Below are 14,252 nucleotides of genomic sequence, written 5' to 3'. Positions count from 1 at the left end.
CCCCCCGTATAGTCGGTCCATGACCACAACCGCCCCAGCCGACCTTCCTGCCCTCCTGCACGCCCTGCGCAGCGCCTGGCAGTCGCAGCGCCCCACGCTCGACCAGCGTGAGGCCGACCTGCGCCGCCTGCGCGAGGGGCTGAAGCCACGCCTGGACGAAATGGCGCAGGCCATCGCCGAGGACTTCGGGCATCGCGCCCACGTTGAATCGAAGCTGGCCGATGGCATGAGCGTGCTGTCGGCCATCGACCACCTGCGCCGCCACCTGCGGCGCTGGTCGAAGCCGCAGCGCGCATCGTCCGGCTGGAAGCTGTGGCCGGCGCGCGCGCAGCTGCGGCCGACGCCGTTGGGCGTGGTCGGGGTGATCTCGCCCTGGAACTACCCGGTCACGCTGGCACTGGTGCCGCTGGCCACCGCCATCGCCGCCGGCAACCACGTGCTGCTGAAGCCTTCGGAACACACGCCGCGCACCAGCGCGTTCCTGGCCGACCTGCTGGCCAGCGTGTTCCCGCCGGATCGAGTGGCGGTGGTGCAGGGTGGCGCGGACGTGGCCGCAGCGGTGTCGTCGCTGCCGCTGGACCATCTGCTGTTCACCGGCTCGACGGCCGTGGGCCGCAAGGTGATGGCAGCGGCCGCCGAGCATCTGGTGCCGGTCACGCTGGAACTGGGCGGCAAGTCGCCGGCCATCGTCTGCCGCGACTTCCCGCTGGACAAAGCCGCCGCGCGGCTGGCCACCGGCAAGTGGTTCAACGCCGGGCAGACCTGCATTGCGCCGGACTATGTGCTGATCGACACCGCGCGCCAGCGCGAGTTCGTGCAGGCGCTGCAGCAGCAGGTGCGCGAGCGCTACGGCGATTTCAGTGATGCCGATGACTACACGCGCATCATCAACGACGGCCAGTACCAGCGCCTGCAGGGCTATCTGGCGCAGGCGCGCGAACACGGCGTGCCGGTCATTCCGCTGGCGCAGGTGGAAGAGGCGCGCGCCGACCGCGAGCGCCTGCTGGTGCCGACCGTGGTGCTGGACCCGCCGGATGACCTGGACCTGATGCGCGAGGAGATCTTCGGGCCGATCCTGCCGGTGCGCGCCTATCCGGATCTGGATGCCGCATTGGCCGACGTGCTGTCGCGTGACCGGCCGCTGGCGCTGTATCCCTTCAGCCATGACACGGCCACGGTGGAGCGCATCCTCGGCCAGGTCGTGGCGGGCGGGGTGACGGTGAACGACACGCTGCTGCACTTCGCCGCCGACGGCCTGCCGTTTGGCGGGGTGGGGGCGAGTGGCATGGGCGCGTACCACGGGCGCGCCGGGTTCGATGCGATGAGCAAGCGGCTGCCGGTGCTGTGGCAGTCGCGCTGGGCGGCCAGCGACCGGGTGCGGCCGCCGTATTCGAAGATTGCGGGGTTGTTGAAGCTGATGGTTCGGTGAAGCCACGCATGGCGTGACTCTGTAGAGCCGAGCCCATGCTCGGCTGCCGTTGAGCGGCCGGGGTACAGGCAGCCGAGCGTGGGCTCGGCTCTACAAGGCAACCCAGGCCCACCCGGGTAGAATGCCCCCATGAAAATCGCCTCGTGGAACGTCAATTCGCTCAATGTCCGCCTGCCGCACCTGGAGCAGTGGCTCAAGGAGTTCGGCCCGGACATCGTCGGTATCCAGGAAACCAAGCTGGAGGACCACAAGTTCCCCGACTCTGCGCTGATCGCTGCCGGCTACCGCAGCGTGTTCGCCGGCCAGAAGACCTACAACGGCGTGGCGCTGCTGTCGCGTGAGCCGGCGCAGGACGTGCAGATCGGCATTCCCGGCTTCGAGGACGAGCAGAAGCGCGTCATCGCCGGTACCTTCGGCGACCTGCGGGTAATCAACCTGTACGTGGTCAACGGCCAGGACATCGGCACCGACAAGTACGACTACAAGCTGCGCTGGCTCGAGGCGGTGCATGCATGGATCGCCGAAGAACTGCAGCGGCACCCGAAGCTGATCGTGATGGGCGACTTCAACATCGCCCCGGACGCGCGCGATGTGCACGACCCGGAGGTGTGGAACGAAAACCACATCCTCACCTCCACCGCCGAGCGCGGCGCACTCAACAAGCTGCTGCAGCTGGGCCTGCACGATGGTTTCCGCCTGCACAACGACGAGGCCGGGGTGTTCAGCTGGTGGGATTACCGCGCGGCCGGCTTCCGCCGCAACCTGGGCCTGCGCATCGACCTGACGCTGGTCTCCGACGCACTGAAGGCCAGTGCGGCGGCCTCGGGCATCGACCGCGAGCCGCGCACCTGGGAACGTCCGAGCGACCATGCGCCGGCGTGGGTGCAGCTGGGCTGAACGAACGGGGCCCGGCGATTGCCGGGCCCGTTCTGGAAGGACTGCCGGCCAGCGGTCGGCGCGACCCTCAGGTCACCGTATGCTCTTGCGGGTGAACAGGTTGACGATCGCCAGCAGGATCACCGCACCGATCAGCGAGAACAGGAAGGTGCGGAGGGTGATCGCTTCGTTGATGCCGCCGCCGAACAGCCAGCCGGAAATCAGCGCGCCGACGATGCCGACCACGATGTTCAGGACGATGCCCTGCTGGGCGTCGCGCCTCATGATGATGCTGGCCAGCCAGCCTACGATGCCGCCGACGATCAGCCAGATGATGATGCCCATGATCGAACCTCCGGTGGAAAACTGTGACCAGTTGACGCGCACGGCCGTGAACCCGTCGTGCAATTGCGTGATGGGGGCTTGCGGATGAGCCTGCCAGCCACCCTCGACGGCCCGTGGCGCTTCGGCCCGGTGACGGTCTGGCGGCGCCCGCACGTGCCCGGCCATCGCGGCGAACCGCAGGCACGGCAGGTACTGGCACAGGCACTGGGCACCGATCCGGAGACGCTGCCGCTGGTCCGCGACGACAAGGGCCGGCCGGAGCTGAGCGGTACGCTGGCCCACTACGGCACCGGCTGGAGCCACAGCGGCGAGGTGCTGCTGGTGGCGCTGGGCGAAGGCGTGCGGTTGGGCGTGGACCTGGAATTGCTGCGACCGCGGCCGCGCCTGCTGGAGATCGTGCAGCGCTTCTTCCACCCCGCCGAGGTGGCCTGGCTGGAAAGCCTGGGCGAGGCCGACCGCGAGCACTGGTTCTTCCGCGTGTGGTGCGTCAAGGAAGCCATCCTGAAGGCACACGGGCAGGGCATCTCGTTCGGCCTGCACCGCCTGCAGCTGGCGCCGGGGGCGGATGGCGCCCTGCATCTGCGCTGGTGCGACCCGGAACTGGGCGAGGCCGCGCGCTGGCACCTGCACGAATGGCAGGCCACCGGGCAGTTCCGTGCTGCATTGGCCTGGTATCCGCACTGAAGCGGGGAATCAGCGTGCAAAACCGGCGATAATGCCGGCATGAGCGAACACCCACTTCCCGCCAGCGTGGCCGCCACGCTGGAACAGGGCCTGGCCAGCATGGGCCTGGACGCCGCGCTGGCGCCGCCGCTGCTGCGCTACCTGGCCCTGCTGCACCGCTGGAACGGCACCTACAACCTCACCGCCATCCGCGACCCGCAGGAGATGGTCACCCGCCACCTGTTCGATTCGCTGGCGATGCAGCCGTTCGTGGCCGATGGCAGCCTGGCCGACCTCGGCACGGGCCCCGGCCTGCCCGGCATCCCGCTGGCGATCGCCTGCCCGGGCCTGCAGGTCACCCTGGTGGAGAGCAACGGCAAGAAGGCGCGCTTCATGCGCGAGGCCGTGCGCCAGCTGGGCCTGGGCAATGCCCGCGTGGCTGAATCGCGCGCCGAGGCCCTGGACGAGGCAGGCCGCTACGACCAGCTGACCGCGCGCGCGATGGACACCCTGGCCGGCATCGTCCGCGTCGGCGGCCACCTGCTGCGCCCGGGTGGCGTACTGCTGGCCATGAAGGGCGTCTATCCCCATGAGGAGATCGCGGAGCTGCCGGCGGGCTGGCAGGTGCGCGAGGTGACCCCGCTGAGCGTGCCCGGCCTGGCCGGCGAACGCCACCTGGTCACGGTTACAGGCCCCTGATTGCCATCGCCAGCCCCTTGTGGAACAAGAGGTTGGCGATTCACGATTTCCGCCCGGGGCCGGTTGTACGCATAATGACCGGTCCCAACCATCCGTCGACGAGGCACACCTGCATGGCCCGCATCATCGCCATCGCCAACCAGAAGGGTGGCGTCGGCAAGACCACGACCGCCGTCAACCTGGCCGCTTCCCTGGCCAACGCCCCCAAGCGCGTGCTGCTGGTCGACCTTGATTCGCAGGGCAACGCGACCATGGGCAGCGGCGTGGACAAGCGCGAGCTGGCCGCCTCCACCTGTGATCTGCTGCTGGGCGAGAACAGCGCCGCCGATGTGCGCGTGCAGACTGCCGAAGGCTACGACCTGCTTCCCGGCAACATCGACCTGACCGCCGCCGAGATCCAGCTGATGGGCCAGAGCGAGCGCGAGCAGCGCCTGAAGCGCGCGCTGGCGCCGATCCGCGACGAGTACGACTACATCCTGATCGACTGCCCGCCGGCACTGTCGCTGCTGACGCTCAATGCGCTGGCCGCCGCCGACTCGGTGATCGTGCCGATGCAGTGCGAGTACTACGCGCTGGAAGGCCTGAGCGCGCTGGTGGAAACCATCGAAGCGCTGCGCACCAGCCTGAACCCGGCGCTGGAGATCGAAGGCGTGCTGCGCACCATGTTCGACGTGCGCAACAACCTGGCCAACGCGGTCTCGGCCGAGCTCACCGAACACTTCGGTGATCGCGTGTTCCGCACCATCGTGCCGCGCAACGTGCGCCTGGCCGAGGCGCCCAGCCATGGCCAGAGCATCGTCGGCTACGACCGCGCCTCGCGCGGTGGCGTGGCCTACCTGGGCCTGGCCGGCGAGATCATCCGCCGCAACAACGAACGCAACAAGGCCGCCAAGGCCGTGGAGACCGTCTGATGACCAGCACCAAGCCGGCAGCCAAGAAGCGGGGCCTCGGCCGTGGCCTGGACGCGCTGCTGGGCCCGAAGGGAGCGGTCAGCCAGGTGCAGGCCACCACCGCGGTGATCGAGCCGCTGCCGGGTGAAGTGCTGCGCAAGCTGGCCGTGGGCCAGTTGCAGCCGGGCAAGTACCAGCCGCGCCGCGAGATGGACGAGGGCAAGCTGTCCGAGCTGGCCGACTCGATCAAGTCGCAGGGCGTGATCCAGCCGATCCTGGTGCGCCAGCTGCCCGCCGGCAACTACGAAATCGTCGCCGGTGAGCGCCGCTGGCGCGCATCGCAGCTGGCCGGCCTGGACGAGGTGCCGGTGGTGGTGCGCGAGCTGGAAGACCGCACCGTCATCGCGATGGCGCTGATCGAGAACATCCAGCGCGAAGACCTCAACCCGCTGGAAGAAGCCGAGGCGCTGCAGCGCCTGATCAGCGAATTCACCCTGACCCATGCCGAGGCCGCCGAGGCCGTCGGCCGCTCGCGCGCGGCGGTGTCCAACCTGCTGCGCCTGTTGGAGCTGCCGGTGGCGATCCGCCTGCTGCTGGAAACCCGCCGCCTGGAAATGGGCCACGCCCGCGCGCTGCTGACCCTGGCCCCGGAGCTGGCGGGCAAGCTGGCCCAGGAAGCAGCCGATGAAGGCTGGTCGGTGCGCGAGGTCGAGCGCCGTGCGCAGGCCTTTGCCGCAGGCAAGGTGCCGAGCAATCGCCCGGTGGCCACCCCGAAGGTGCAGCAGGCCGACATCGCCTCGCTGGAAACCGAGCTGTCCGAAGCGCTCGGCGCCAAGGTGGCGATCAATCACGGCCGTGGCGGCAAGGGCAAGCTGATCATCCACTACACCGACCTGGATACCCTGGACGGCGTGCTGGAAAAGCTGCGTACGCGCCAGGGCTGAGCCCGGCGCAGTGACAGGGGGCGCGGCCCGTTCCTGCCGTGTCCCGCGAATGACAGGGAACGTACCGCCGCGCGCGCCGTGGGATGTACTGCCTTCCGGCCCGTGGCCTCATCCAGGGAGCAGGACATGAGCAACGCATTCGACGACGTCAGCCCGGGCGGCAGCCCGATCCTGGTCCACAGCCGCCAGAAGGACTTCACCCCGCCGCAGGGTGAAGAACACATCGAGGCGATCGGCGCGCACATTGAGCGCCACCTGGGCCCGGTATCCGGCGTCTTCCACGAGATCATCTCCGACCTGGTGCACATCGACGTGCACGTGGTGCCGGCCACCGACCAGTTCCCGTACCTGCGGCTGGTGACCTCCGGCATGAGCGATCTGCCGATGGCCGTGCCCGCCGAGGTGGACGCGGACGTGCCGCGCTACATGGAACTGATGGTGACGCTGCCGGCCGACTGGCCGATGTCCCAGGACGCCTTCGAGGACGAGCGCAATTACTGGCCGGTGCGCCTGCTGAAGGGCATGGCGCGTTTGCCACACGAGTACGACACCTGGCTGGGCTTCGGCCACACCATTCCCAACGGCCATCCCAGCGAGCCCTACGCGCCGGGGGTGGGCTTCGACGGTGCCATCGTGCTGCCACCGGTGACTGCCCCGGAAGAATTCGCCACGCTGGAACTGGACGACGGCAGGACCATCAGCTTCATGACCCTGGTTCCGCTGTATCCGGAAGAGATGGATCTGAAGCTGAAGAAGGGCGCCGAGGCGCTGCTCGACCGCTTCGATGCGAAGAAGATCCAGGACGTGATCGAACCCGGCCGCGCCAATGTGGCCAAGAAGCGTTTCGGGCTGTTCTGAGCCCGCAGCGTATCCTCTGCACCTGTACTCATTGATTTCCAGGCAACTGCAATGACCATCCTGCTCACCGGCGCTGCCGGCTTCATCGGTGCCTATACCGCCCGCGCGCTGCTGGAGGCGGGCCAGGCCGTGGTCGGGCTGGACAACTTCAACGACTACTACGACCCGCAGATCAAGCATGATCGCGTGGCTGCGCTGTGCCCGACGCTGGACCTGCGCACACTGGACCTGACCGATCGCGATGGCCTGGCCGCGCTGTTCGACGAGGTGCAGCCGACCGCCGTGATCCATCTGGCCGCGCAGGCCGGCGTGCGCTATTCGCTGGAAAACCCGCACGCCTACGTCGACAGCAACCTGGTCGGCTTCGTCAACATGCTCGAGCTGTGCCGCCACCGTGGCGTGCAGCACCTGGTGTATGCCTCCAGCAGTTCGGTCTACGGTGATTCGGCCACGCCGCCGTTCTCCGAGGACCAGCGCGTGGACCAGCCGCGCTCGCTGTACGCGGCGACCAAGGCCGCCAACGAGCTGATGGCTTATACCTACGCGCAGCTGTACGGCCTGCATGCCACCGGCCTGCGCTTCTTCACCGTGTACGGCCCGTGGGGCCGGCCGGACATGGCACCGCTGCTGTTCTCGCGCGCGGTGCTGGCCGGTCGGCCGATCGACGTATTCAACGAAGGCCGCATGCAGCGCGATTTCACACATGTCTCCGACATCGTCTCCGGTATCCTCGGCGCCCTCGCGCATCCGGCCGACGGTACGGTGCCGCACCGGGTGTTCAACCTCGGCAACCATACGCCGGTGGAGCTGGAGCGCTTCATCAGCGTGATCGAGCAGGCCGCCGGCCGCCCCGCGCAGAAGGTCTACAAGCCCATGCAGCCCGGCGACATGGTGCGCACGATGGCCGATACCCGCCGCGCACATGACGCTTTCGGCTTCGATGCGGTGACCCCGATCGAAGAAGGCCTGCCGCCTGTGGTGCAGTGGTGCCGCGAGTATTTTGGTGATCGCGCCTGAGCACGGATCCTCACGCCGCCGGGTTCATCTTCGGATAACCTCGGTTTCGGAGAATGCGCGGTCTTTGTCCCCCCTTTGGCCGAGTGCCTTATGAGCCAACCCGAGCTTTCCGTTGTTGTCCCGGTGTTCAACGAGCGCGACAACGTCGCCCCGCTGGTCGCCGAAATCACCGCTGCACTGCGCGGGCGGCTACCGTTCGAGATCGTCTACATTGACGACCACTCGCGCGATGACACCTTGGCCGTGCTGCAGGGGCTGAAGGCGACCACGCCGGAACTGCGGGTACTGCACCACGTGAACCAGAGCGGGCAGAGCACCGCCGTGCGCACCGGCGTCAAGCACGCACGGGCGCCCTGGATCGCTACCCTCGATGGTGACGGCCAGAACGATCCAGCCGATATTCCCAAGCTGCTGGCCGCGCGCGATGCCGCCGAGGCACAGGTGAAGCTGTTCGCCGGCTGGCGCGTCAACCGCCAGGACAGCGGCAGCAAGCGCTGGGCCAGCCGCTGGGCCAACGCCATCCGCGCGCGCATGCTGCGCGACGACACGCCTGACACCGGCTGCGGCATCAAGCTGTTCGAACGCAGCGCGTTCCTCGACCTGCCGTACTTCGATCACATGCACCGTTACCTGCCGGCGCTGATGCAGCGCGCCGGCTGGAAGACCACCAGCGTGCCGGTCAATCACCGCCACCGTACCGCCGGTGTGTCCAAGTACAACAATCTGGGCCGCGCGCTGGTCGGCATCCGCGACCTGCGCGGCGTGGCCTGGCTGATCACCCGCAGCAAGCGCACCGCGGTGGAGGAGCGTTGATGGACCTGGAGCTGCACTGGCTGGACCAGCCGCTGACCTGGCTGTACTGGACCGGCCTGCATGTGACCGGCTGGAAGCTGATCGGCTACACCGGCGCACTGATGTTCGGCGGCCGCTGGCTGGTCCAGTTCATCGCCTCCAAGCGCGCCGGCAAGCCGGTCATCCCGCGACTGTTCTGGTACATGAGCGTGATCGGCAGCCTGATGACGCTGAGCTACTTCCTGTTCTCGGCCAAGCAGGACTCGGTGGGCGTGCTGCAGAACCTGTTCCCGGCGTTCACCGCGCTGTACAGCCTGCACCTGGACATCAAGCACCGGGGCTGGAAGCGGGACAGGGCCAGCCACTGAGGCTGCGCCGGGATGCGGTCTGCCGTGGGTAGCGTCGTCTGTCAGTCGACTCTCGCGCGGAGCGCGGGCTTTGCTGCATGTGGCGGGAAAGCAGCCGACTGACAGTCGGCTCTACAACGCGCCTTCGGCGCTGGGGCCCTGGCCTGTGGCCGGGGCCCGGTCCTGCCTGCGTTGCAGGCAGGACCTTCGTCCCATGCCATGGGCCGTGGGCGGTGCCATGATCGGGGTCTGCCTTCCCGGGAACCTGTGCTCGTGAAAACCCGTCTTGCCGTTGCCCTGCTGATTGCCCTGTCCGCCCCCGCCGTGGCCCTGGCCGCGCCGCCCGCCGCCGCCGCGCCGGCCAGCGTCGCCACCGAATCGCCTGCCGATGCCGCCTTCCGCGCGCTGTACGAGAAGGAATGGAAATGGCGCCAGGATGGTGGCGGCGAGGCCAGCGAGGACGAGGACGCCCCGGCCAATGCCACCCGCATGCCCGATGTCGGCCCGGCCGCACAGCAGGCGCGCCTGAAGGTGTGGGACGAGACCCTCGCCGCGCTGAAGAAGATCGATCCGAAGACCCTGTCGCCCGACAACCAGGTCAACTACGCGATCTACCGCGACCAGGTGTTCAACCTGGCCGAAGAGACGCGCCTGCGCGGCTACGAGATGCCGTTCAACGCGGACTCCTCGTTCTGGTCCAACCTGTCCTTCATGGCCCGGCGCGAGATGAAGACCGTGCAGGACTATCAGAACTACATCGCACGGCTGAACGATGTGCCGCGTTACTTCGGCCAGCAGACCGAGAACATGCGCGCCGGCCTGAAGCGTGGCTTCAGCGTGCCGCGCGCGGTGCTTGATGGTCGCGAGGTGTCCATCGCCACCGTCGCCGAGCTGAAGGACCCGACCGAGTCGCCGTTGTACGCGCCGTTCAAGAAGCTGCCCAACAACATTCCGGCCGCCGAACAGGTCAGGCTGCAGGCGCACGCGCGTGAAGCGATCAGTGGCAAGGTGGTGCCCGCGTTCCAGCAGCTGCGCACCTTCTTCGTCAACGAGTACGTGCCGCAGGCGCGCACCACCCTGGCCGCCGAAGCAATGCCGGACGGCAAGGCGTACTACAAGCAGCAGATCCACGAATACACCACGCTCGATCTGTCGCCGGACGAGATCCACCGCATCGGACTGGAGGAAGTCGCGCGCATCCAGGGCGAGATGAACGACATCATCAAGCAGGTGAAGTTCAAGGGCAGCTTCGCCGAATTCCTGACCTTCCTGCGTACCGACCCTCAGTTCTATGCCAAGACGCCGGAAGAGCTGCTGTCACGTGCCGCGTGGATCTCCAAGCGCGCCGATGGCCAGCTGGGCAAGTACATGACGCTGCCGCGCGCGCGCTTCACCATCGTGCCGGTACCGCCGGATATCGCACCGTTCTGGACCGCCGGCCGTGGTGGCATGGGCACCTACTGGCTCAACACCTACAACCTGCCGTCGCGCCCGCTGTACAACCTGCCGGCGCTGACCCTGCATGAATCCGATCCGGGCCACGCACTGCAGGGCGCCATCGCCGCCGAGCAGAAGAACCTGCCGGAGTTCCGCCGCAACGCCTACATCTCCGCCTATGGCGAAGGCTGGGCGCTGTACTGCGAAAAGCTGGGCGTGGAAATGGGCATCTACGAAACCCCGTACGAGGATTTCGGCCGCCTGACCTACGAGATGTGGCGCGCGGCGCGCCTGGTGATCGACACCGGCGTGCACAGCAAGGGCTGGACCCGCGAGCAGGCGCTGGCCTACCTGCGTGACCACACCGCGCTGAGCGAGCATGAAGTGACCACCGAAGTGGACCGCTACATTTCCTGGCCGGGCCAGGCGCTGAGCTACAAGCTGGGCGAGATCGCCATCGTGCGCCTGCGTGCGCAGGCGGAGAAGGAGCTGGGCGCCAAGTTCGACATCAAGGGTTTCCACGACACCCTGCTGAAGCAGGGCTCGGTGCCGCTGCCGGTGCTGGAACAGCAGATCCAGGCCTACATCGCCGAGCGCAAGAAGGCCTGACCGTTCCGAGGCAGTTCCGGCCGCTGGCCGGCAACCCGCACGCACCGCAATCGTTCGACATTGCCGACCAGCGGCCGGCACTACCGGGAAACGGGGTCGGATCCCAGGATCCGCCCCCGTGGTCTTTCAGCCGACCGCCCGCGGCTTGGCCACGCGTGCGGCAAATGTCGGCAGCACCAGAAGGGTCAGCACGGTGGCGGTGATCAGCCCGCCGATCACCACGGTCGCCAGCGGCTTCTGCACTTCTGCACCCGAGCCACTGGCAATCGCCATCGGGATGAAGCCGACGATCGCCACCAGCGCCGTGGTCAGCACCGCACGGATACGGCTGGAAGCGCCGTTGATCGCCGCCTGCAGCGGCAGGTCACCGGCGTCCAGGCGCTCGCGGATCGCCTGCATCAACACCAGGCCATTCAAGGTCGCTACGCCGGAGACGGCGATGAAGCCGACCGCCGCCGACACCGAGAACGGCATGCCACGCAGCAGGAGCGCGAGGACGCCGCCGACCAGTGCCAACGGCACGCAGCTGAACACCAGAATGGCTTCCTTGCCGCTGCGCAGGGCCATGAACAGCAGGCTGCCGATCAACAGGAACACCACCGGCACCACCGTCGCCAGCCGCTTCTCCGCACGCTGCAGGTTCTCGAACTGGCCACCCCAGGTCAGGTAGGCACCCGGCGGCAGCGGAACGTCGGCCACCGCCGCCTGCGCTTCACCGACGAAGCCGCCCAGGTCACGCCCACGCACATTGGCCTGCACCACGACGCGGCGGCTGCCGTTGTTGCGGCTGATCTGGTTCGGCCCTTCGCTGACCGTGATGCGGGCGACCGACGACAGCGGAATCACCAGTCCCGACGGCGTAGCGATGGGCAGCGACGCCAGCTGGTCCGGCTCGTTGCGTGAGGCATCGTCCAGGCGCACCACCACGTTGAAGCGGCGATCCCCTTCGAAGATCTTGCCGGCCGCGGTACCGCCGATGCCGGTGGACAGCGCATCGCTCACATCCGCGGCGGTCAGCCCGTACTGCGCCGCCGCCACGTGGTCGATTGCTACGTTCAGCGTGGGCAGGCCGGAAATCTGCTCCACCCGCACGTCGGCCGCGCCCTCCACCGCACGCAGCTTCAGCGCCACCTGGTCGGCCACCTTCTGCAGCTGGCTGAAGTCATCGCCGAAGATCATCACCGCCAGGTCGGTACGCACGCCGGAAATCAGCTCGTTGAAGCGCAGCTCGATCGGCTGGCTGAACTCGAAGCTGTTGCCCAGCTGCTGCCCGGCCAGTTTTTCGAAGCGCGCCACCAGTGCGTCCTTGGCCAGCTTCGGATCGGGCCAGTCCTTGCGTGGCTTCAGCACGATCACGCTGTCGGAGATGTTGGTCGGCATCGGGTCGATCGCCGCCTCGGCAGTACCGGTACGGGAGAACACGGTCTCTACTTCCGGCTGCTTGGCGATTGCCTTCTCCAGCGCCAGCTGCATCGCCAGCGACTGCTCCAGCGAGGTCGAGGGTGCGCGCAGGGCCTGCATGGCCACGTTGCCTTCGTCCAGCGTCGGCATGAACTCGCGACCCAGCAGCGAGAACGAGCCGAGGCCCACCACCACCATCATCACTGCACCGGCCAGCACCGTGCGCGGATGCGCCACGGCCTTGCGCACGACCGGCTCGATGCGCGCGCGCAGCATGCGGATCAGCTTGGTTTCGTGCTCGCCATCGTCGGCATGGGCCTCGCCGTCCTTCAGCTTCGGCTCGCGCACCAGCAGTGCGGCCATCGCCGGCACGAAGGTGAAGGAGAAGATGAAGGCACCGACCAGGGCCAGCATGAAGGTCGCCGCCATCGGGTGGAACGTCTTGCCCTCCACGCCTTCCAGGGTGAGTATCGGCGCGAACACCAGCAGGATGATCAGCTGGCCGAATGCCGCCGGGCGCGCCATCTTCATTGCCGAATCGGCGGCCACGCGCAGGCGCTCCATCGCGGTCAGCGCACGGCCCAGTTCGGCGCGGCGCTGGCCCAGCATCAGCAGCGTCGATTCGACCACGATCACCGCACCGTCCACCAGGATGCCGAAATCCAGCGCACCCAGGCTCATCAGGTTGCCGCTGATGCCGAAGCGGTTCATGCCGATCACTGCGAACAGGAACGACAGCGGAATCACCAGCGCGGTGATGGTGGCTGCACGCAGGTTGCCCAGCAGCAGGAACAGCACCACCACCACCAGCAGCGCGCCCTCGGTGAGGTTCCTGGCCACGGTCTTGATGGTGGAGTTGACCAGCACACTGCGATCCAGCACCGGCGCGGCCACGATGTCGGCCGGCAGCGATGTGTTCACCTGTTCAAGGCGCGCCGCAGCGGCCTGCGCCACGGTGCGGCTGTTGCCACCGGCAATCATCAGCGCGGTGCCCAGCACGGCCTCGTGGCCGTTGCGGCTGGCCGCACCCAGGCGCGGCGCGCGGCTCAGTTCCACGGTGGCCACATCGGCCACGCGCACCACCACGCCATTGCGGGTGGCCACCGGCGCCTGTGCCAGGTCCTCGGTGGTCAGCGCCAGGCCATCGGCACGCACCACCAGGCCTTCGCCGGCACGCTGCACGAAACCGGCGCCGGCCTGCACGTTGGAACGCTGCAGGGCAGTGACCAGGTCGGCCAGGCCGAGGCCGTGCGCGGCCAGCCGCGCACTGTCCGGATGCACGCCGTATTCCTTGACGTAGCCGCCGACCGTATCGACACCGGCCAGCCCCGGGCTGGAGCGCATCTGCGGCGCGATGATCCAGTCCTGCACGGTGCGCAGGTAGGTCGCGCGTTCTTCCGGCGTGCGCAGCAGGTTGCCTTCCGGTGTGCGGTAGACCTCACCGGGCTGCCAGCCGGCGTCACCGGGCTTGGCCAGCCTGGCTGGATCGAACGTGGTGAAGTCCACCGTCCACATCAGCACTTCGCCGAGGCCGGTGGTGACCGGTGACAGCATCGGCGATGCGCCATCGGGCAGGTCATCGGCTGCTTCGCGCATGCGTTCGGCCACCTGCTGGCGCGCGAAGTAGATGTCGGTGGCATCGGTGAAGATCGCGGTGACCTGCGAGAAGCCGTTGCGCGACAGCGAACGTGTGGTGGTCAGGCCGGGAATGCCGGCCAGCGCGGTTTCCAGCGGGTAGGTCACCTGCCGCTCGATCTGCTCCGGGGTCAGCGCAGGTGCCACCGTGTTGATCTGCACCTGGCGGTTGGTGATGTCCGGCACCGCGTCGATCGGCAGCTTGCCCAGCTGGAACAGGCCCACGGCGGCGATCAGCGCGGCCATGAACACCACCAGCCAGCGGTGGCGCACCGCTGTTTCAATGATCAGCTTGAACATGGTCGCCTCC

At 67.9% G+C, this 14,252-nt stretch carries 13 protein-coding genes; 11 read left to right on the top strand and 2 right to left on the bottom strand.

Features of this window, described 5'->3' with window-relative positions; all coding sequences use genetic code 11:
• Window positions 1–19: 19 nt before the first annotated feature.
• A complete protein-coding gene (locus AC5P8Z_RS18370; RefSeq protein ID WP_495229700.1) occupies window positions 20–1,429 on the top strand; it encodes a coniferyl aldehyde dehydrogenase in 1,410 nt (469 codons plus the stop codon).
• Between the two features lie 129 nt (window positions 1,430–1,558).
• Entirely contained in the window at window positions 1,559–2,326 is a 768-nt protein-coding gene (gene xth, locus AC5P8Z_RS18365) for an exodeoxyribonuclease III (RefSeq protein ID WP_495229699.1), read from the top strand.
• 72 nt (window positions 2,327–2,398) lie between these two features.
• On the opposite strand, the gene AC5P8Z_RS18360 is transcribed toward xth, so the two are convergent.
• Window positions 2,399–2,650, bottom strand: a complete 252-nt coding sequence (locus tag AC5P8Z_RS18360; RefSeq protein ID WP_495229698.1) for a GlsB/YeaQ/YmgE family stress response membrane protein — start codon at window positions 2,648–2,650, stop codon at window positions 2,399–2,401.
• An 84-nt stretch (window positions 2,651–2,734) separates the two neighbouring features.
• Between AC5P8Z_RS18360 and AC5P8Z_RS18355 the strand changes: the two genes are divergently transcribed.
• The 9 genes from AC5P8Z_RS18355 to AC5P8Z_RS18315 all read left to right on the top strand — a co-directional run bounded on the left by AC5P8Z_RS18355 (window position 2,735) and on the right by AC5P8Z_RS18315 (window position 10,906).
• Window positions 2,735–3,334: a 4'-phosphopantetheinyl transferase family protein gene (locus AC5P8Z_RS18355; protein WP_495229697.1), complete on the top strand. Its 600-nt coding sequence runs from the start codon at window positions 2,735–2,737 to the stop codon at window positions 3,332–3,334.
• 39 nt (window positions 3,335–3,373) lie between these two features.
• Window positions 3,374–4,012 carry a 16S rRNA (guanine(527)-N(7))-methyltransferase RsmG gene (gene rsmG / locus AC5P8Z_RS18350; protein WP_495229696.1) on the top strand — a complete coding sequence of 213 codons (639 nt, stop codon included), beginning with the start codon at window positions 3,374–3,376 and terminating at the stop codon, window positions 4,010–4,012.
• A gap of 113 nt (window positions 4,013–4,125) precedes the next feature.
• Complete coding sequence (locus AC5P8Z_RS18345; protein WP_005411653.1) at window positions 4,126–4,923, top strand: ParA family protein; 798 nt, start codon at window positions 4,126–4,128, stop codon at window positions 4,921–4,923.
• Window positions 4,923–5,846: a ParB/RepB/Spo0J family partition protein gene (locus AC5P8Z_RS18340; RefSeq protein WP_286070384.1), complete on the top strand. Its 924-nt coding sequence runs from the start codon at window positions 4,923–4,925 to the stop codon at window positions 5,844–5,846. Before AC5P8Z_RS18345 ends, AC5P8Z_RS18340 begins: the two co-directional genes overlap by 1 nt.
• A 126-nt stretch (window positions 5,847–5,972) precedes the next feature.
• Window positions 5,973–6,704: a suppressor of fused domain protein gene (locus AC5P8Z_RS18335; protein WP_286070383.1), complete on the top strand. Its 732-nt coding sequence runs from the start codon at window positions 5,973–5,975 to the stop codon at window positions 6,702–6,704.
• Between the two features lie 51 nt (window positions 6,705–6,755).
• On the top strand, window positions 6,756–7,721 hold the full coding sequence (locus tag AC5P8Z_RS18330; protein ID WP_286070382.1) for an NAD-dependent epimerase/dehydratase family protein: 966 nt from the start codon (window positions 6,756–6,758) through the stop codon (window positions 7,719–7,721).
• A gap of 90 nt (window positions 7,722–7,811) precedes the next feature.
• Window positions 7,812–8,534, top strand: a complete 723-nt coding sequence (locus AC5P8Z_RS18325) for a glycosyltransferase family 2 protein (protein WP_049443806.1) — start codon at window positions 7,812–7,814, stop codon at window positions 8,532–8,534.
• Window positions 8,534–8,881: a lipid-A-disaccharide synthase N-terminal domain-containing protein gene (locus AC5P8Z_RS18320; RefSeq protein ID WP_049415940.1), complete on the top strand. Its 348-nt coding sequence runs from the start codon at window positions 8,534–8,536 to the stop codon at window positions 8,879–8,881. The genes AC5P8Z_RS18325 and AC5P8Z_RS18320 overlap by 1 nt, the downstream gene beginning before the upstream one ends.
• A gap of 252 nt (window positions 8,882–9,133) precedes the next feature.
• On the top strand, window positions 9,134–10,906 hold the full coding sequence (locus AC5P8Z_RS18315) for a DUF885 domain-containing protein (RefSeq protein ID WP_495229695.1): 1,773 nt from the start codon (window positions 9,134–9,136) through the stop codon (window positions 10,904–10,906).
• Window positions 10,907–11,032: 126 nt separating this feature from the next.
• Here the strand turns inward: AC5P8Z_RS18315 and AC5P8Z_RS18310 are convergent, their stop codons facing one another.
• On the bottom strand, window positions 11,033–14,242 hold the full coding sequence (locus AC5P8Z_RS18310) for an efflux RND transporter permease subunit (protein WP_495229694.1): 3,210 nt from the start codon (window positions 14,240–14,242) through the stop codon (window positions 11,033–11,035).
• Window positions 14,243–14,252: the final 10 nt, after the last annotated feature.

Source organism: Stenotrophomonas sp. YJH_SMC_17 (genome assembly GCF_059371655.1).
The sequence above is the reverse complement of the archived record's forward strand: the minus strand, read 5'-3'. Positions and strand labels throughout refer to the sequence as shown.